Origin of the sequence: Rhizobium sp. BK098 (genome assembly GCF_014193155.1) — a bacterium.
In the GTDB taxonomy this organism is placed as follows: Bacteria; Pseudomonadota; Alphaproteobacteria; order Rhizobiales; family Rhizobiaceae; genus Rhizobium.
Window position 1 is genome coordinate 117,406 of the sequence record NZ_JACHYY010000006.1, and the last position, 17,920, is coordinate 135,325.

Annotated in this window: 18 protein-coding genes and 1 tRNA gene; 8 read left to right on the forward strand and 11 right to left on the reverse strand. The window is 60.3% G+C overall.

The features are described 5' to 3' along the window. Positions 1-12: 12 nt before the first annotated feature. Together argF and FHT73_RS16990 are read right to left on the reverse strand one after the other, a co-directional pair. Positions 13-930 carry an ornithine carbamoyltransferase gene (gene argF / locus FHT73_RS16985; RefSeq protein ID WP_112608013.1) on the reverse strand — a complete coding sequence of 306 codons (918 nt, stop codon included), beginning with the start codon at positions 928-930 and terminating at the stop codon, positions 13-15. Between the two features lie 73 nt (positions 931-1,003). Next, entirely contained in the window at positions 1,004-2,203 is a 1,200-nt protein-coding gene (locus FHT73_RS16990) for an aspartate aminotransferase family protein (RefSeq protein ID WP_183713171.1), read from the reverse strand. Between the two features lie 424 nt (positions 2,204-2,627). Here FHT73_RS16990 and FHT73_RS16995 point away from each other — a divergent pair, with 424 nt between their 5' ends. After that, positions 2,628-3,164, forward strand: a complete 537-nt coding sequence (locus FHT73_RS16995) for a GcrA family cell cycle regulator (RefSeq protein ID WP_112608009.1) — start codon at positions 2,628-2,630, stop codon at positions 3,162-3,164. A gap of 89 nt (positions 3,165-3,253) precedes the next feature. Here the strand turns inward: FHT73_RS16995 and phoB are convergent, their stop codons facing one another. From phoB to phoR, 7 genes are all read right to left on the reverse strand, one after another. After that, positions 3,254-3,937: a phosphate regulon transcriptional regulator PhoB gene (phoB, locus tag FHT73_RS17000; protein ID WP_004128368.1), complete on the reverse strand. Its 684-nt coding sequence runs from the start codon at positions 3,935-3,937 to the stop codon at positions 3,254-3,256. Between the two features lie 31 nt (positions 3,938-3,968). Beyond that, the gene (gene phoU / locus FHT73_RS17005) at positions 3,969-4,682 is read right to left on the reverse strand and encodes a phosphate signaling complex protein PhoU (protein WP_015338719.1); all 714 of its coding nucleotides are present in this window, start codon (positions 4,680-4,682) and stop codon (positions 3,969-3,971) included. Positions 4,683-4,733: 51 nt separating this feature from the next. After that, positions 4,734-5,549, reverse strand: a complete 816-nt coding sequence (gene pstB, locus FHT73_RS17010; protein WP_183713173.1) for a phosphate ABC transporter ATP-binding protein PstB — start codon at positions 5,547-5,549, stop codon at positions 4,734-4,736. Between the two features lie 15 nt (positions 5,550-5,564). Continuing rightward, positions 5,565-6,866 carry a phosphate ABC transporter permease PstA gene (pstA, locus tag FHT73_RS17015; protein ID WP_183713644.1) on the reverse strand — a complete coding sequence of 434 codons (1,302 nt, stop codon included), beginning with the start codon at positions 6,864-6,866 and terminating at the stop codon, positions 5,565-5,567. A gap of 29 nt (positions 6,867-6,895) precedes the next feature. Then, positions 6,896-8,377, reverse strand: a complete 1,482-nt coding sequence (gene pstC, locus FHT73_RS17020; RefSeq protein WP_183713176.1) for a phosphate ABC transporter permease subunit PstC — start codon at positions 8,375-8,377, stop codon at positions 6,896-6,898. Positions 8,378-8,439: 62 nt separating this feature from the next. Further along, the gene (locus tag FHT73_RS17025; RefSeq protein WP_183713179.1) at positions 8,440-9,474 is read right to left on the reverse strand and encodes a substrate-binding domain-containing protein; all 1,035 of its coding nucleotides are present in this window, start codon (positions 9,472-9,474) and stop codon (positions 8,440-8,442) included. A 184-nt stretch (positions 9,475-9,658) separates the two neighbouring features. After that, positions 9,659-10,885, reverse strand: a complete 1,227-nt coding sequence (gene phoR / locus FHT73_RS17030; RefSeq protein ID WP_183713646.1) for a phosphate regulon sensor histidine kinase PhoR — start codon at positions 10,883-10,885, stop codon at positions 9,659-9,661. Positions 10,886-11,157: 272 nt separating this feature from the next. Between phoR and ppk2 the strand changes: the two genes are divergently transcribed. Beyond that, the gene (gene ppk2 / locus FHT73_RS17035) at positions 11,158-12,039 is read left to right on the forward strand and encodes a polyphosphate kinase 2 (protein WP_112607999.1); all 882 of its coding nucleotides are present in this window, start codon (positions 11,158-11,160) and stop codon (positions 12,037-12,039) included. A gap of 125 nt (positions 12,040-12,164) precedes the next feature. Here the strand turns inward: ppk2 and FHT73_RS17040 are convergent, their stop codons facing one another. Continuing rightward, positions 12,165-13,412: a hypothetical protein gene (locus FHT73_RS17040; RefSeq protein WP_112607997.1), complete on the reverse strand. Its 1,248-nt coding sequence runs from the start codon at positions 13,410-13,412 to the stop codon at positions 12,165-12,167. 351 nt (positions 13,413-13,763) lie between these two features. On the opposite strand from FHT73_RS17040, the gene FHT73_RS17045 reads away from it, so the two are divergent. The 6 genes from FHT73_RS17045 (at position 13,764) to FHT73_RS17070 (ending at position 17,430) form a co-directional block, all read left to right on the forward strand. Further along, the gene (locus FHT73_RS17045; protein WP_112608123.1) at positions 13,764-14,723 is read left to right on the forward strand and encodes a nitronate monooxygenase family protein; all 960 of its coding nucleotides are present in this window, start codon (positions 13,764-13,766) and stop codon (positions 14,721-14,723) included. A 138-nt stretch (positions 14,724-14,861) separates the two neighbouring features. Beyond that, positions 14,862-14,937: transfer RNA gene (locus FHT73_RS17050), tRNA-Thr, on the forward strand. Between the two features lie 246 nt (positions 14,938-15,183). Continuing rightward, on the forward strand, positions 15,184-15,432 hold the full coding sequence (locus FHT73_RS17055) for a DUF982 domain-containing protein (RefSeq protein WP_112607995.1): 249 nt from the start codon (positions 15,184-15,186) through the stop codon (positions 15,430-15,432). Positions 15,433-15,491: 59 nt separating this feature from the next. Then, on the forward strand, positions 15,492-15,743 hold the full coding sequence (locus FHT73_RS17060; RefSeq protein WP_112336605.1) for a DUF982 domain-containing protein: 252 nt from the start codon (positions 15,492-15,494) through the stop codon (positions 15,741-15,743). Positions 15,744-16,103: 360 nt separating this feature from the next. Continuing rightward, entirely contained in the window at positions 16,104-16,982 is an 879-nt protein-coding gene (locus FHT73_RS17065) for a glycosyltransferase (RefSeq protein WP_183713182.1), read from the forward strand. A 148-nt stretch (positions 16,983-17,130) separates the two neighbouring features. Next, a complete protein-coding gene (locus tag FHT73_RS17070) occupies positions 17,131-17,430 on the forward strand; it encodes an antibiotic biosynthesis monooxygenase (protein ID WP_112398436.1) in 300 nt (99 codons plus the stop codon). A gap of 76 nt (positions 17,431-17,506) precedes the next feature. On the opposite strand, the gene FHT73_RS17075 is transcribed toward FHT73_RS17070, so the two are convergent. After that, positions 17,507-17,908, reverse strand: a complete 402-nt coding sequence (locus FHT73_RS17075) for a hypothetical protein (protein WP_183713185.1) — start codon at positions 17,906-17,908, stop codon at positions 17,507-17,509. Between the last annotated feature and the right edge of the window lie 12 nt (positions 17,909-17,920).

Consider the following 17,920-nt stretch of genomic DNA (forward strand, 5'->3'; position numbering starts at 1 on the left):
GGCTTCATATCCTCAGATCGCGCCCAGGCACCAAGCAAGAATCGACTTTTGCGCATGAAGGCGGTTTTCCGCCTCATCGAAGACAACGGATTGCGGACCGTCGATCACCTCGTCCGTCACCTCTTCGCCGCGATGGGCTGGAAGGCAATGCATGAACAACGCGTCTTTGCCGGCCTGTGCCATCAAAGCCTTGTTGACCTGATAGGGCTGGAAGACGTTGTGACCGCGTGCCCGGTGTTCCTGATTCATGGAAACCCAGGTATCGGTTACCACACAATCGGCGCCGGCGACCGCACGGTCTGCATCATGCGAGAGCATGATTTCGGCGCCCTCGTTGCGGGCCCAGTTCAGATAGTGATCCTTCGGCTCGGAACCAAGGGGTACCGCCATATTCATGCGATAGCCGAAACGGGCGGCCCCTTCGATCAGCGAATGCAGCACGTTATTGCCGTCGCCCGTCCAGGCAAGCGTCTTGCCCTTGATCGGGCCGCGATGCTCTTCGAAGGTCATGATATCGGCCATGATCTGGCAGGGGTGCGTATCGTCGGTCAGCGCATTGATGACCGGGACGGTCGCATGTTCCGCCAGCTCCAACAGGCGGGAATGATCGGTGGTGCGGATCATGATCGCATCGACATAGCGCGATAGCACTTTCGCCGTATCGCCGATCGTCTCGGCGCGGCCAAGCTGCATTTCGGTGCCGGAGAGGAACAGCGTCTCGCCGCCGAGCTGCCGCATGCCGACGTCGAAGGAGACACGGGTTCGGGTGGACGGCTTCTCGAAGATCATCGCCAGCATCTTGCCGGCAAGCGGCCTGTCGGCCGTGCCGGCCTTCTGCGCGCTCTTTCGGACGATCGCGTCATCGATGATGTTGCGCAAATCGGCAGCCGGAACGGCAGAGAGATCGAGAAAGTGTTTCGGAGAAGCCATGTCCTTACCTGTGCTCCAGAAAAAACAATAACGCCCGTGTGGGGCAGGAACGCCCCGACAGCGGGCGTTAAATTCAAGCCGATTTCTTGGTGCGGGCAGCGCGCGCGCGCTCGGCGGCGCGCTCCAGGCGGGCGAGACCTTCGCGTGCTTCCTCGGGAGTGACGACCAGCGGCGGCAGCAGGCGGATGACGTTGTCGCCGGCCGGAACGCCGAGCAGATGCTCGGCACGGATCGCCTGCAGCAATTCCGCCTGCGGAATGGCCGCTTTGATGCCGAGCATCAGGCCTTCACCGCGAACGTCCTCGATGATGTCAGGAAAACGATCCTTGAGCGAGGCGAGCCCCTGGCGGAAGACCAGCGAGACATCGCGCACATGCTGCAGGAAGCCTTCGGCAAGCACGATATCGAGAACCGCATTGCCGACTGCCATGGCAAGCGGATTGCCGCCATAGGTCGAGCCATGCGTGCCGGCCTTCATGCCGGAAGCGGCTTCCGCCGTCGCAAGGCACGCACCGAGCGGGAAACCGCCGCCGATACCCTTGGCGACCGCCATGATGTCAGGCTTGATACCGGACCATTCATGGGCAAAGAGCTTGCCGGTACGGCCGACACCACACTGTACTTCGTCGAGGATCAAAAGCAGGCCGTGCTCATCGCAGATCTCCCGCAGCCCGCGCAGGAATTCGTTGGTCGCCGGGCGGATACCGCCCTCGCCCTGCACCGGCTCTATCAGGATAGCGCCCGTCGCATCGGTAATGGCGGCGCGGACGGCGTCGAGATCACCGAAGGGCACCTGGTCGAAGCCCGGTGCCTTCGGGCCGAATCCTTCGATATATTTTTCCTGGCCACCGGCGGCGATCGTTGCGATGGTGCGGCCGTGGAAGGCGCCTTCGAAGGTGATGATATGGAACTTCTCGGGATGCCCCTTGGCGAATTGATAGCGCCTCGCAGTCTTAATGGCGCACTCCAGCGCCTCCGCGCCCGAATTGGTGAAGAACACCTTGTCGGCGAAGGTCACTTCCGTCAGCCGCTTCGACAGCTTCTCCTGGCCGGGCACCTCATAGAGGTTGGACAGGTGCCAGACCTTGTCGGCCTGCGCCTTCAGCTCGGCGACAAGATGGGGATGAGCATGACCGAGCGAATTGACCGCGACGCCGGCTGCGAAATCGAGGTAGCGTTCGCCATTCTCAGTGACCAGCCAGACGCCCTCACCTCGCTCGAACCGCAGCGGAGCGCGCAAGTAGGTGTCGTAAAGCGGCGTGGTCTCGGCCATGGCCATATCTCCTGATCACAACTTTAAGGACCGATCGCTTCCATTTGATGAAACGGGTCCGAAAAAATCAAAAATGCCGCCTTGCGGCGGCTTGGGCACTATTGATGTTTTGCACCGCGATGTCAACAAAACTGCCGTTTTAGCAGGTGCGAGAAAACGCTTGCCGGCAAAAGAGATGCGTCGGGCGGCGCCTATGGCAGAAATGCCACGCCCGGACAGCAAGTTGGGGAAAACCTCGAAATCGATTCCTCAAGATTCCCGCGACTCTTGTCACGGAGTCAGCCTCACACTAGGTTAAAAACCAATTGCTAGACTGCATGCGGCGGAACTAGTCACCACAATTTTAGAGCGTTTCGCGCCTCGATACCATGCGAGGCAATGGTGAGGGATTCTGCCATCGGAAACGCGACAGCGGAGACAGGGCATGAATTGGACAGACGAACGCGTCGAGAAGCTGAAAAAGCTATGGTCCGAAGGATTGAGCGCCAGCCAGATCGCTGCGCAGCTCGGTGGCGTGAGCCGTAATGCCGTCATCGGCAAGGTGCATCGCCTGAACCTCCCCGGCCGAGCGAAGGCGGGCGGCGCGACAACCGCAGCGCGCACGCCGAAGCGCAGCGCAGCGGCACCTCGCGCTGCGACCTACGGATCGCGCGTTGCTACCCGCACGGTGGTTGCCCGCCAGCAGGGCGCAACCATGCTGAAGGAAGAGATCGAGATCGATTCCGTCAACGAAATCCAGTATCGCCCGGCATCGAACGTCGTCGTTCCGATCTCCCGCCGCCTCGGCCTGACGGAACTGACGGAGCGCACCTGCAAGTGGCCGGTCGGCGATCCGCTGAAGGACGATTTCCATTTCTGCGGCAATGAGAGCCCAGATTCATCGCCTTACTGCACCTACCATCAGCGCCTGGCCTACCAGCCGGTGCATGAACGGCGTAGGCCGGCCCAGCCGCGTGGCTGAGAAGCTTGATGACTGAGATAAAGAAACGGGCCCTTGAGGCCCGTTTTCTGTTTCCGCCGCTATGTTGATGCCTGATCGGGTATCCCCGCTCAGGCCTCCATGGAGTAGCCCGCGCCGCGAACGGTGCGAATGACATCCTGCATATTGGAGAAGTTGAGCGCCTTGCGCAGGCGGCCGACATGGACGTCGACCGTGCGTTCGTCGACGTAGATATCGTGACCCCATACGCCGTCGAGCAGCTGCGAACGCGAGAAGACGCGGCCCGGCGAGGACATCAGGAACTCCAGCAGGCGGAATTCCGTCGGCCCCAGCCGCACTTCGCGGCTCTTGCGGTGAACGCGATGGGTTTCGCGGTCCAGCTCGATATCGCCGCAACGCAGCACCGTGGAGAGAACCTCCGGGCGGGCACGCCGCAGCATCGCCTTGACGCGAGCCATCAGCTCCGGCGTCGAGAACGGCTTGACGACATAATCGTCCGCGCCGGTCGAAAGCCCGCGCACGCGCTCGCTTTCCTCGCCGCGGGCCGTCAGCATGATGATCGGCAGGCGCTCAGTCTCCGGCCGCATACGCAGCCGGCGGCAGAGCTCGATGCCCGATACGCCGGGCAGCATCCAGTCGAGGATCAGGAGATCGGGGATGCGCTCCTGGAGACGCAGCTCGGCCTCATCGCCTCTGAGGATCGTGTCGACCTCGAAGCCTTCGGCCTCAAGATTGTAGCGCAGCAGAACGCTGAGCGCTTCCTCGTCTTCTACAACAGCAACTCTCGGAACCATGCGCCTATGGTCTCCTTTCTTCGCTTTCGGATTATTCGGTCACTGCGCCGACGGTATTGGCGGTATCGTCCTTCGGGCGCTCGCCTTCCGGCTGCGCGCCCGTCGCCATGTAATAGATCGTCTCGGCGATGTTGGTGGCATGGTCGCCGATGCGCTCGATGTTCTTGGCGCAGAAGAGAAGATGCGTGCAGGTGGTGATGTTGCGCGGATCTTCCATCATGTAGGTCAGCATCTCGCGAAAGAGCGAGGTGTACATGGCGTCGATTTCCTCGTCGCGTTCGCGGATCGATACGGCCTTGTCCGGCGAGCGGGTCGCGTAGACATCCAGAACTTCCTTGAGCTGGCTCAGCGCCAGTTCGGAGAGATGCTCGATGCCGCGGGCGAGACGGCGCGGGACACCGGTGCCCTGGACGGCGATGACGCGCTTTGCGGTGTTCTTGCCGAGATCGCCGACGCGCTCCAGATCGGATGCAATGCGGATCGAGCCCATGATTTCACGCAGGTCCGCCGCCATCGGCTGACGGCGGGCGATGGTAACGATCGCCTTGTCGCCGACTTCGCGCTCGGCATGGTCGAGAACGACGTCGTCGGAGATGACCTTCTGGGCCAGGGCAGCGTCGCTATTGACCAGCGCGCGTACGCTGTCGCTAACCATCTGCTCTGCCAGGCCGCCCATTTCAGCAATGCGGCGCGTCAGGAACTTCAGGTCTTCGTCATAGGCAGAGAGAATGTGAGTGGAGACCATTTTTCTATCCTCAAGGTGAACTGTGTGAAATGAGCCGCGCGCCTGACATCATCAACCAAAACGGCCCATGATGTAATCCTGCGTGCGGAAATCGTCGGGATTGGTGAACATCTTATCGGTGTCGTTCTCCTCGACCAGATGGCCGAGATGGAACATTGCGGTACGCTGCGAGACGCGGGCTGCCTGCTGCATGGAATGCGTCACGATGACGATGGTGAAATTCTCCCGCAGCTCGTGGATGAGATCCTCGACCTTGGCGGTCGCGATCGGATCGAGCGCCGAGCATGGCTCGTCCATCAGGATGACCTCCGGACTGACCGCGACGGCGCGGGCGATGCACAGACGCTGCTGCTGACCGCCCGATAGACTCGTGCCGGCATCATGGAGCCGATCCTTGACCTCGCCCCAGAGACCGGCCTTCTGCAGGCTGGTCTCGACGATATGCTCGAGATCGGCCTTTGAGCGATGCAGGCCATGGATGCGCGGGCCGTAGGCGACGTTCTCAAAGATGGACTTTGGGAATGGGTTGGGCTTCTGGAAGACCATGCCGACGCGGGCGCGCAACTCCACCACGTCGATGCTGTCGTCGTAGACATCCTGATCGTCGAGCGTGATCTTGCCAGTGACCCGGCAGGTCTCGATCGTATCGTTCATGCGGTTGAGGCAGCGCAGGAAGGTGGACTTGCCGCAACCGGAAGGGCCGATCAAAGCCGTGACGGTATTGGCGCGGATCTTCAGATTGACGTCGAAGAGCGCCCGCTTGTCGCCGTAGAACACAGAAACGTCCTGGCCGATCATCTTGTAGGGGATCGTCATCATCTTCCTGGACAATGCTTTTTCGCTGGCGGCTTCCGTCATCATGTTCATTTCGTGCGCCCTCCCTTACCAGCGCCGCTCGAAGCGGCGGCGCAGCAGGATGGCGCCGATGTTCATCGCGACGAGGAAGAAGAGAAGCACGATGATGGCGCCGGACGTCCTTTCGACAAAGGCCCGCTCGGCTTCGCTCGCCCACATGTAGATCTGCACCGGCAGCGCCGTCGAAGGATCGAGCGGCGATGCCGGATAGTTGGCGACGAAGGCGACCATGCCGATCAGAAGCAGCGGCGCAGTCTCGCCAAGCGCGTGCGCAAGCCCCAGGATCGTGCCCGTCAGAATGCCGGGCATCGCAAGCGGCAACACGTGATGGAAGACCACCTGCATGCGCGATGCGCCAAGACCGAGCGCTGCGCTGCGGATCGACGGCGGCACGGCCCGCAACGCCGAGCGTGTGGCGATAATGATCATCGGCAGCGTCATCAGGCTCAACACGAGACCGCCGACCAGCGAGGCCGAACGCGGCAGACCCATTATGTTGATGAAGACCGAGAGACCCAGCAAGCCATAGACGATCGAAGGGACGGCCGCGAGATTGTTGATATTGACCTCGATCAGATCCGTCAGCCGGTTCTTCGACGCGAACTCCTCCAGATAGATCGAGGCGGCGACGCCGACCGGCAAGGCAAGCACGAGAACGGTCAGCATCAGGTAAAACGAGCCGATCAGAGCGACGCCGAGCCCGGCGGCTTCGGGCCGGCTCGAGTTGCCCGACAGGAAGAGACCGCTGTTAAAGGCCTTGTAAAGCGCGCCGCTTTCGCTGAGTTGCTTCATCCAGGCGACCTGGCGGTCGGATATCTTGCGATCCTTCTCATCGACTGTCAGATCGATCTGGCCCTTGTTGGCTGAATCGATATTGGAGCTTGCAAGGAAGGTGACGTTCTCAGTCGTCCCTATGATCGAGGGATTGGCAACGACCTTGTCGCGCAGCGCGATCCTGGCACTGTCCGACACCATGGCCGTCGCCTCGCGAACGAGCGCGCGATTGGCGGGATCGATGCTCAAGGCTTTCACCAGCGCATCCCGCACCAGTACCGGGTAGTTGGCTGATATCAGCACTTTCGGATCGCTGGCGCGCTTGCCTGCGGGGTCGATCACCTCCTCGGTGAATTCGATCGGCAGGTTGATCGAGGTCTGAACGAAGGCGGTATAACCCGTGCGGACCACGGTGGAGATCAGGATGATGAGGAAGATAAGGCCGAAAATGACGGCAGTGAGCCCATAGGCGCGGAAGCGGCGTTCGGCGGCATAGCGCCGTCTGATGCCGATATCGCGACGCACCGACGCACCCGGCGTCAGGCCGCGCGGCATGTTGAGCTGAGAGGAGGATACGACGTCGCTCATTCGTATTGCTCCCTATATCGACGGACGATGTAGAGCGCATAGACGTTGAGGCACAGCGTCAGGAAGAACAGCGTGATCCCGAGTGCAAAGGCGACGAGCGTCTGCGGCGAGGTGAACTCCAGATCGCCGGTCAGCTGGTTGACGATTTTCACGGTGACAGTCGTCATCGGTTCGAAGGGATCGAGCTGCATGCGCGCGGCCACGCCGGCCGCCAGCACCACGATCATGGTTTCACCGATCGCCCGCGACGCGGTCATCAGCAGTGCGCCGACGATGCCCGGAAGGGCGGCCGGCAGCAGAACACGCTTGACCGTTTCCGACCGCGTGGCGCCGAGGCCAAGCGAACCGTCGCGCAGCGAGCGCGGCACGGCCATGATGATATCGTCCGACAGCGAGGAAACGTAAGGGATGAGCATAACGCCCATGACGAAGCCGGCCGTCAAAACGCTCTGTGCCTCGATAAAACTTTTATAGTTGCCCGTCATCAAGCCATCGATCTCGGCTGAGATATCGCGCAGGAAGGGGCCGACGGTGACAAGGGCGAAGAAGCCGTAGACGATCGTCGGGATGCCGGCCAGGACCTCCAGCATCGGCTTGGCGATGGAGCGGACGCGCGCCGAGGCGTATTCGGCCATGTAGATCGCCGCGAACAGGCCGATGGGCACAGCAAACAGCATGGCAACGAGCCCGATATAGATCGTGCCCGCCAGCAGCGGGATCAGGCCGAAGGTGCCTGAAGTCTGCGTGCCGGCGCCGGCGAAGCGCGGGTCCCAGACCGTGCCGAAGAAGAACTCGCTGGCCGGCACCATGCTAAAGAAACGCGCCGCTTCCGAAAGCATGGAAACGACGATGCCGACCGTCGTCAGCACCGCGATGGAGGAAGCGACGATCAGGGCTCCGAGAATGACCTGTTCCACACGATTGCGGGCGCGAAAACGTGGGGCGATGGCACGAAGGCCGTGGGCTGCGCAAAGCAGCGATAGGGCGATTGCCGCTGCCGACATGACCATGCGGCTCGCTTCGCGCATGCCATTATATTTGTTGGCAGCGTCGATCATGTAGCCCGTGGGGCGAACGGCGAGCGGAACGCCCTTCTGCGCCAGCAGCAACTGAAGATCAGCCTTGCCGCCATCGACATCGGCGAGCTCCTGGCTCTCGAGCATGCGCATCCCGCGGGCGATGCTGCGCACCATGCCGTAGCTGAGATTGAGCTCCGCCTGCGGCAAAGACCTTACTTCCTCGGGAAAGGATTTCGTCACTACGCGATCGATCACAATGGGGCTGACGATCAGCCAGACGCAGACGAGCGCGAGAGCGGGAAGCACAGCCCATATAGCGGCATAGGCGCCGTGATAGCCGAGCCGGGAATGCATGGACGAGGACCTGCCGGCCGACAGCGCAGCCGCCCTCACCCGCCCCAGCACGAAAGCGGAGGCGCCGAAGACCGACAAGCAGAGCAGCAGCAGCGATACACTCATTCCCATTCCCCGGCGAACCTCGGCACAGCGGAAAGCCGCACCGGCGCTCGACCCTTCAGCATTCACATAATCTTCCCGACCGCGACATCCTTACGGATCTGGTCGCGCTCAGCATCCGGTGCCGGCACGAGGCCATATTCCGCCAGCGGGCCGTCCGGTCCGATCATCTGATCGCTCGTGAAGAAATCGACATATTCCTTGAGCCCCGGGATGACACCCAGATGGGCCTTCTTGACGTAGAAAAACAGCGGCCGCGATACCGGATAGGTGCCATCGGCAATCGTCTGACCCGAGGGCACGATGCCGCTGACGGTGGCAACCTTCAGCTTGTCGGCGTTGTTCTGGAAGAAATACAAGCCGAACACACCGATGCCGTGCTTGTTGGCATTGATGCGGGCCAGCGTCTCGGGATAGTCGCCGTCTATATCAACAGCAGCGCCGTCCTTGCGCACGGCAACACATTTTTTCGCCTGCTGAGCAGCATCGGAGACTGCGGCCTTGATGACATCGGCTGCGCCAGAAGCCTTGCAGCCGGCGGCAAGCACCTTCTCTTCGAAGACTTCGCGCGTGCCGTGCTTCTCACCCGGAATATAGGTAGCGATTTCAAAATCCGGCAGCGATGGATTGATCTCAGACCACTTCTTGTAGGGGTTGGCGACGAGCTTGCCATCGACGACCACTTCGGCGGCAATCGCCTTATAGAGATCGACGGGTTCGAATCTGATGTCCGGATTGCTCTTGTCGAAGGCAAAGACGATGCCGTCATAGCCGATCTTGATCTGCTGGATATCGGTGACGCCGGCCGCCTTGCAGGCTTGGACTTCGCTGTCCTTGATCGGGCGCGACGAATTGGCGATGTCGATGGAATCCGTTCCGACACCCTTGCAGAATTCCTTCAGGCCGGCTCCGGAGCCTCCGGACTCGACCACAGGAGTCTTGAAATCGGTAAAGGTCTCGCCGAAGGTTTCGGCAACGATCTTGGCATATGGAAATACGGTCGATGAGCCGGCGATCTGAATTTGATCGCGGGCGGTTGCAGTGCCGCCCAGGGCAACCGATGCAACCAGCGCAAGAACGGACATTTTCAAAGCATTCACAACGAATCCCCCTGATGAGCTTTGAAGAGCGCCGAGGTGGAGGCCACATCCACTTTTTCAGCAGTCCATTCTTACTGGCGAAAACACCGCCCTTTTATGTCAGGCGAGTGAAACAATTATGACAGGCTATATGCCTGATATAATTTGGATAAATCGCCGCCCATACTGGGATAGGTGGAGGTTGTCAGAAGCGGACTGTGAAGTCGGTACCTTTTCCGACTTCCGACTTGACGATCAGTCTGGCGCGATGGCGGGTCAGAATGTGCTTGACGATGGCAAGCCCGAGACCGGTCCCCTTCTTGGACCGGCTGTCCTCAACGTTAACGCGATAGAACCGCTCGGTCAGGCGCGGCACATGTTCTGCGGGTATGCCCGGCCCCCTGTCCGAGACGACCACTTCGACGGCCTGGCCGGCACCGCTGAGTAGCGAAACCTCCACCGACTTGCCTTCCTGGCCGTATTTGCAGGCGTTCTCGATCAGGTTCTCGAAGACCTGCACCAGCTCGTCTCGATCCCCCAATACCTCCACCTTGCCCACCGGCAAATGCAGATTGATGGTCACGTCGAGATCCCCCGCAAGCGGCAGCAGGGAGTCACGCACATGACCGAGCAAGGGGACGAGATCCACCTTCTGATCCGGCGCGATATGCGACTTCAGCTCCAGCCTGGACAGCGACAGGAGATCGTCCACCAGCCTGCTCATGCGGGTGGTTTGATCGAACATGATGCCGAGGAAACGCTGCTGCGCCTTCGGATCGGCTTTGGCAGGCCCCTGGATCGTCTCGATGAAGCCGCGCAGCGATGCTAGGGGCGTGCGCAATTCATGGCTGGCATTGGCAACGAAGTCCGAACGCATGCGATCGATGTGACGCAACTCCGATATGTCGCGGAACGAGAGCAGAAAGAGCGCATCTTCCTGCCTGTCGATCTCAGGCAGATCGATCGGCGCGATGCGCACGACATAGACCCGCTCCGATGGCAGTCGCTCGGAATGCTCGATCTGGTTCGGCGCATTGGTGGCGATGGTCTCGCGTACCATATCGAGCAGACCCGGCGAGCGCAGCTTGGAGGAAATATGTGCGCCGATCGGAAAGGCACCGAAGGCTTTTTCGACGGCCATGTTCTGCACCAGCACCGACGCCTCGCGGTCGATGATCAGCACCGGCATATCGAGCGCCGCAAGTCCCGCAAAGGCGGTGCGCAACAGGGTTTGCGCATCGGCAGGCGCAGGTTCGGCTTGTGACGGCACCTCCACCCGCTCGACCAGCGGCGGACGAATGAGCGTGACGATCATGACGATCGCCCAGATCCAGAATACGGCGCCGGTGTTGATGCCTTCGACGAGGGCGAGCGCGGCAATCAGCGTCGCCAGAACCAGGATGGCGCTCTCCTGCCGCAGCCGCACCGCCAACTTCCTGACAAATGACCATTCGTCTTCCAACTGCGCCGTCCTTCGCCTGCCATCATGGAACGCTGGATTCCGCGTCTTATCTGCGATTCATGACAGAAGTATTCGGCTCTATCCACAGAAGCCAGTAACTGGCAAAAATAAATGTAGCCGGCAAAATAGGGCGGCGGCAAAAGGCTTGAAACTATTGAATAAATGCCCCAGTTTTCTGGCCAAGCTTTTTGCCGCCGCCGGCGGCAGGGTTAACGCCATGTAAACAGCCGAGGAGCCGAGATATGGGGGAGAAGACAGAGAGCCGGGCGGTGGAGCTGGATATCCACGGCATCAAGCGCATCTTCGATGTCGATGACCCCGTGCTGCCGAGCTGGATCGATGACGAGGCGCTGACCTCGGGCGGTTATCCCTACAAGAAGAAGCTGAAGGAAGAAGAATATCTCGATGAGCTGAAAACGCTGCAGATCGAACTCATCAAGGTGCAGTTCTGGCTGCAGGCGACCGGCAAGCGGGTGATGGCGCTCTTTGAGGGACGCGATGCCGCCGGCAAGGGAGGCTCGATCGCTGCGACCTCGGCCCATATGAACCCTCGTCTGGCGCGCGTGGTGGCGTTGACGAAGCCGACCGACCGCGAAAGCGGCCAATGGTATTTCCAGCGCTATGTCGCCCAGTTTCCGACGGCGGGCGAATTCGTGCTCTTCGACCGCTCCTGGTATAACCGCGCCGGGGTGGAGCCAGTCATGGGCTTCTGCACGCCGAAGCAATACGAGCAATTCCTGAAGCAGGCGCCGCAGATGGAGAAACTCATCGTTCAGGACGGCATCCATTTCTTCAAATTCTACCTCGATATCGGCCGGGAGATGCAGCTGAAGCGTTTCCACGACCGGCGCCACGATCCACGCGCCGTCTGGAAGCTTTCCTCGATGGATATCGCCGCCCTGCCGAAATGGAAGGATTACAGCGAAAAGCGCGACCGCATGCTGAAGGACACGCATACGGACCACGCACCCTGGACCGTCCTGCGCGCCAACGACAAGCGGCGCGCGCGCCTGAACCTTATCCGTCACATTCTGCTGACGCTCGATTATGACGGCAAGGACAAGAAGGCCATCGGCGAAATCGACCAGAAAATCCTCGGCATGGGATCGGATATCCTCGCCTGACGAGTTCGACGCGTGGCCCGGCCTCAAGCACTTCCAGGAAAAATGCGCAGCGGTTTTCCGTCAGGAATGCGTTGGGAAATAAGAGCATAGAGCGTTTTCGCGATTCAAAGAAAAGTGGAAACGCTCTATTGCCCGGGCAGGACGCGAATGGCGTAGATATTGACACCGCGGGCCTTGCCATCGACATCGCTATTGATGATCAGGCGCCCTGAACTGGTCGGCGCCATGGCACGATCGAACTTGACCTGGAACAGCGAATCCGTCTTTTGCCGGCTGACGGTGAAACGATGCCGGCCGCAACGGCCGAGAGAACCGAAATCGCACTCCACCGTGATCTGCGTCGGTGCATCCGAGGTGGACTGCAATGTCAGAGCGATCGTCGAGGCCTTGCCGGCCATCTGCTGCAGTACATTGACGGGCACCTCGATCGAGCCGCTGCCGTCCGGGCCGCTGCTGAGCGAGGTCAGCCTCACGGCCGGCCCTTCATTCTCCGATACGTTTTCGGCCTTCGATTGCGGGCTGGTGGCAACCTTCGGGGCGTCCGTGGGCTTCAATACCTCCAGCCATTCCGCGGAAAAGCTGTTCTGCGGATCGATGGTGGCAAGGCCCGGATTGACAGGGCCGCTATTGTCATCCTGATCAGACGTGTCGTCATCATTGCTGTTGCCGCTGAAATCCTGCGAATCGACATGCGCCGGCGGATTGGGCACGCTCGTGTCCCGCTGGGCGGCGGACATGAGCACGCCCGAGGTCTTGATCCACCAGGCACCGACGCCGAGGAAGGCAAGCAGAATGCAGAAGACGAGCAGGCGCGAGAAGAACTTGCGCGGCTTACGGCGCACGGCCGCGCGCTCCGGCTTGAAGTTCATCGACCGCGCCGACCGCGCATCGGCCGTCGGACGCACATCGCTGTCCGCACCGAGATGATCGGCGGGTCCGGCGCGCATATCGCCGAAATCACCTTCGCGTCCCGCCCGCTCGGCCGACATCGGCTCTACCGGAACGGCAGGGCCAGCCGACATCGGCGGATCGCGTGTCTCTCCCCGCACGCTCATGACGGGCTCATGCGGCCGTGCGGCAGCTTGGCTTGCTTCAGGCCTGGGTGCGGATGGAGAAACATGCGGAGCGTCCAGCTCCGGTGAAACCGGTATCGCCTGCGCGCGGCGGGCGCGCTCCTCGGCCTCGATCTCGCGGATCGTCGCCTCCAGACGCTGGCGCTGGGCGGCTACGACATTGACATCGGTAATGTCCTGCTTGCGAAGACCGGCTTCCAGAGCCTGCCGTGCCGACTGATAGATGCGAGCCCGGATTTCCGGATTGGCGCGATCAGACCGATCCAACGCGCTTCTGATGGCCGTTTCTAATCCGCTCACATCCGATCCTTTACGCTCACTCGCACCATACTTAGAAAGCCCGCTGGCAAGGCAGCCATATTTTCATCAATCGTTAACCGGATTCGGTAACGCCCCGTTCTGCAATACGCAAGCCTCTGCCTTGGGTTAAGGGCACCCGGGCGGGGATAAATGGCAAAGACGACACAAATGGGGTGCCGGTAGGCAGCAGCAGTAGGCGAAGGTATCGGACCGGGACGGTCAGGCACTATTGCCTATTGCCCATTGCCCATTGCCTGCTGCTCTTGCCTGCCTCCTCCACCATCTTCCCCTCTCGGCAGACATCTGCTATCCCTTTTGACGTTTTCGTAAACGTCAAAAGGGATGATGTTCATGACCCTCCCCTCGATCCTGACCGAGCACCTGCGCCTGCCGGTGGTGGCTTCGCCTCTCTTCATCATCTCTCATCCCGCCTTGACGCTGGCGCAATGCAAGGCCGGTGTCGTCGGCTCGTTTCCGGCGCTGAACGCGCGCCCGGAAAGCCAGCTCGACGAATGGCTTGCTATGATCACCGAGGATCTTGCCGCTTATAATGCCGCAAATCCGGATCGTCCGGCAGCTCCATTTGCAGTCAATCAGATCGTCCATACGTCAAATAAGCGCCTGGAACACGATCTGATGCTCTGTGTGAAATACAAGGTGCCGATCGTCATTTCCTCGCTGGGCGCCGTGCCCGAGGTGAATGCGGCTGTGCATTCCTATGGCGGCATCGTGCTGCACGACATCATCAACAACCGGCATGCCAATTCGGCGATCCGCAAAGGGGCCGACGGGCTGATTGCCGTCGCTGCCGGGGCCGGCGGCCATGCCGGCCAGCTTTCGCCCTTTGCGCTCGTGCAGGAAATCCGCGAATGGTTCGATGGGCCGTTGCTGCTGGCCGGCGCCATCGCCACCGGCGGCGCGATCCTCGCGGCGCAAGCTGCCGGCGCTGATCTTGCTTATATCGGCTCGCCCTTCATCGCTACGGAGGAGGCCCGCGCGGCCGACACCTACAAACAGGCGATCGTCGAGGGCACCGCTGCCGATATCGTCTATTCCAATTATTTCACCGGTGTGCACGGCAACTATCTGAAACCCTCCATCCGCGCCGCGGGCCTCGATCCGGACAAGCTGCCCGAGGCCGATCCTTCCAAAATGGATTTCGAGGCCGCCACGACAGGCGTGAAGGCTTGGAAGGATATCTGGGGTTCCGGCCAGGGCATCGGCGCGGTCAAGTCCATCCAGCCCGTATCCGCTCTCATCGATCGGCTGGAGAGAGAATACCGACAGGCACGCGCCCGGCTGGCGCTTTGACCGGCACTGAAAAGCGGGGCTATTTTCACAAGCATCCCGCTTTTTTGCCAAATGGCAATTTGAGCGCTTGAAATCTGACCGCATAGACTGTATCAGCGCCATGCAAATCACGGGGCCGAACCGAATGCTCCGCAGAATGCCGCTTTAGCTCAGTCGGTAGAGCACATCATTCGTAATGATGGGGTCACGTGTTCGAGTCACGTAAGCGGCACCATCCATTTTTCCTGTTTGCCAGTGATATTGAACCGCGTGTTCGAACGCGGATCGAGATCGTTCGCGGCACGAGGTTGCCGCTTGCTTGGAATGAGCACGGAATTTTGTGTCCAAGCCCGATTTTTCCCGCCTAGGGCCAGAGATTGATTGCGGAACGCCTAAAAGGGCGCCGGCGGATTAACAAAGTTAAATGCATCCCTAATGGCAGAAGGTCCAAAACGGCTGCGCCAAGGCGGAGTCTTCGACCATGAACATCGTGCCACACTTTCCTCCGATCCGCATCTTTCGCTGCGGATCTGGTGAAACGAAATCCGTCGGTACGGTCGAGGAAGTATGGAAGACGCTTCTCGATGACTGGCCGTCGGAGGAAGGTGACTGCTTTCTGTCGGCATTGCTCATCTGCATCGACGTCCAACGCGGCAGGCGAGCGCCCGAAGAAGCGCGCGTTGCCTTTATTGCCGCCGCGGCCGAAGCAGGAATTCCCTTATTGTCGTGACGGCGCGCCTCCGGGAACATTCCAGCCAACGATACGTTGACCGTGGAAGGAGAAATCTCATGGCCCAATGGTGGAGCAAGCCCGCAATCGTCGAGACCCGCAAGACAGGCGACCGGCTGGTGATATCGAATGCGGAACGCGCCATGGAATACATGGCAAAGGAGTGGCCGACGCTTGAGGACGGACAAGCCTACAGGGCCGCCAGAAAAGCGCTGTTGGACGCACATGAGGGTAAGCTTGACGCCGAGAAAGCCAGAGAGGCTTTCATCGCGGCTTTGCAGGAAGGCGACATATTCATCTTCGACGACTGAGCTTGTCGATTCCATGATCCGCGCCTTTAAAACCCACGTGAGCAACTGCTAAGCCGACGATGTCGGCCAATGCGGTCACTTCTCATCCGGCAACGAACGGCGCGGTGACCTGTTTCAGAACCGCATATGCTGCAAGTCTCGGCATTCATGGCTTGCGTCACGCATTCGAGCCGATCACGAATGCCGACCTACGAGACGGATGCGCTCGTTCGAAACGCTCCGTCGACAGATGTAACGAACCGGCCGCTGACAACGAAACGCCTTTCGCGCGTGATCCGTTGAATGCACGCGATTAGCACAACCAAACATTCAGCTTTTGGTGGTTCCGTGCGCCTTGGGATCATATTCTGGGGGTGCATCATGAAAATTGCTGTTGGCGTGGCGACATGCGGTCGCAAGGCGATCCTCGCCTCAATGATCGACAGGCTCGCGACACAGGCGCGCAAGCCGGATCACCTCTTCCTGTGTCCGACCAAGGATGACGATATCGACATGGCGCGCTTGAGCTCAGCGCCGTTTCCGGTGACGATCCTCTCCTCGCCGCAGGGAAGCTGCCCGCAGCGCAATGCCATCATCGATGCGGCTGTCGGCATAGATGTCGTCGTCTTCTTCGATGACGATTTCTTCCCGGCAACGAACTATCTTGCTGAGACGGAAGCCCTATTCGAGGCGGATGAAGATATTGTCGTGGCGACAGGCGAAGTCGTTCGTGACGGTATCCTTGGGCCAGGCCTGACCGCGGACGAAGCGGATGCCGCACTCGCAGCCGATGCCACTCCCTTTCCGGCACCGACGATCGAGGCCACGCATAATGCTTACGGCTGCAACATGATCTTCCGACGAAAAGCGATGCTGGCAAATGGTATCTATTTCGACGAGGATCTGCCGCTCTACGCCTGGCAGGAAGATGTCGATCTGTGCCGGCGGCTGCGTCCTTTCGGCAAGATCGTCAAGTTCAATCGCCTGCGTGGCGTCCATCTCGGCGTCAAGACGGGCCGCACATCGGGCCTGCGCCTTGGGTACTCCCAGGTCGCCAATCCGCTCTATCTCGTCAAGAAGCGCTCGGTATCGCTGAAATGGGCGCTGAAGCTGATGGGCGGCAATATCGCCTCGAATGTCGTCGGCTCGGTCAGTCCACCGCCCTATATCGACCGGCGCGGTCGCCTGCAGGGCAATCTCCTTGCAGTCAGCCATCTGCTGAGCGGATCGCTCGATCCGAAATACATCAAACGGATGTAAACCCGCCGGAAGCGGCGGGATTCGAAGCGCGATTAAAATGGACGTTCGGCGTTCGGCTCGCGTCTTTCCGTGATAATGGTGAACCGGCCGCGCATTCGGCAGCGTCCGCTCGTTTCATCCGTATAGCTATCTTGCCAAGGACATCTCCATGATTCACGTACTCGCCATCCTCACCGCCCATCCCGGCAAGCGCGCCGAAGTGCTTAAAGCATTCCAGGCGAATGTTCCGGCCGTTCACGCCGAAGACGGCTGCATCGAATATACCGCCGTTGTGGATGTCGAAGGGGCCGATCCAGCTTTTGGGCCTGACACCTTCGTCGTGGTCGAGAAGTGGGAGAGCCTGGCGGCGCTGAAGGCGCATGCCGCCTCCGCGCATATGGCCGCCTACGGCGAGAAGGTGAAGCATCTGATGGCCGATCGCGCCGTTCACGTCCTGAACCCGGCGTGAACCTGCACTGCCGGACAGTTTATAAACTCATCCTGACACGGCGCCAAAGGGCGCCGTTTTGCCATCGGACAGGCCCTCAGTTGTGCGAGAAATGCGGCTCGCTGTAATAGCGCCAATGGCCGCCGCCGCCGTGCCATCCGCGATGACCGCCGGCATACCAGCCGTGATGGTATCCGCGCCCGCCATACCAACCGTGGTGATGGTGATAGCCGCCATAGCCCCCGAAAACGCCGAATACCCCCAAAGGATAATAGGGCTGCTGGTAATAGCCGTAATAGGGTCGGTCATAGCCATAATACGGCGCGTAATAGCCGTAATATGGGCGATAGTAGTGATGGCGGTAATAGTAGTGGTGATGATAATACCGATGGACGATCATCCGATGGTGGTGCCCATGATGATGAGGACGCGCCTCGGCATAGGTTGCCGGCAACGCGACCATACCTAGCGCAATCAGCGCTGTTGCCAGAATTTTCATTTCCAGCCTCCT

Bases quoted from the DNA above. Each gene is read 5' to 3' on its own strand.
- FHT73_RS17045 (WP_112608123.1), top strand. From the start codon at position 13,764: ATGACCCTCCCCTCGATCCTGACCGAGCACCTGCGCCTGCCGGTGGTG.
- ppk2 (WP_112607999.1), top strand. From the start codon at position 11,158: ATGGGGGAGAAGACAGAGAGCCGGGCGGTGGAGCTGGATATCCACGGC.
- phoB (WP_004128368.1), bottom strand. From the start codon at position 3,937: ATGGTTCCGAGAGTTGCTGTTGTAGAAGACGAGGAAGCGCTCAGCGTT.
- FHT73_RS17060 (WP_112336605.1), top strand. From the start codon at position 15,492: ATGGCCCAATGGTGGAGCAAGCCCGCAATCGTCGAGACCCGCAAGACA.
- phoU (WP_015338719.1), bottom strand. From the start codon at position 4,682: ATGGTCTCCACTCACATTCTCTCTGCCTATGACGAAGACCTGAAGTTC.
- FHT73_RS16995 (WP_112608009.1), top strand. From the start codon at position 2,628: ATGAATTGGACAGACGAACGCGTCGAGAAGCTGAAAAAGCTATGGTCC.
- FHT73_RS17065 (WP_183713182.1), top strand. From the start codon at position 16,104: ATGAAAATTGCTGTTGGCGTGGCGACATGCGGTCGCAAGGCGATCCTC.
- FHT73_RS17070 (WP_112398436.1), top strand. From the start codon at position 17,131: ATGATTCACGTACTCGCCATCCTCACCGCCCATCCCGGCAAGCGCGCC.
- pstA (WP_183713644.1), bottom strand. From the start codon at position 6,866: ATGCCGCGCGGCCTGACGCCGGGTGCGTCGGTGCGTCGCGATATCGGC.
- pstB (WP_183713173.1), bottom strand. From the start codon at position 5,549: ATGAACATGATGACGGAAGCCGCCAGCGAAAAAGCATTGTCCAGGAAG.
- FHT73_RS16990 (WP_183713171.1), bottom strand. From the start codon at position 2,203: ATGGCCGAGACCACGCCGCTTTACGACACCTACTTGCGCGCTCCGCTG.
- FHT73_RS17055 (WP_112607995.1), top strand. From the start codon at position 15,184: ATGAACATCGTGCCACACTTTCCTCCGATCCGCATCTTTCGCTGCGGA.
- argF (WP_112608013.1), bottom strand. From the start codon at position 930: ATGGCTTCTCCGAAACACTTTCTCGATCTCTCTGCCGTTCCGGCTGCC.
- pstC (WP_183713176.1), bottom strand. From the start codon at position 8,377: ATGAGTGTATCGCTGCTGCTGCTCTGCTTGTCGGTCTTCGGCGCCTCC.
- FHT73_RS17075 (WP_183713185.1), bottom strand. From the start codon at position 17,908: ATGAAAATTCTGGCAACAGCGCTGATTGCGCTAGGTATGGTCGCGTTG.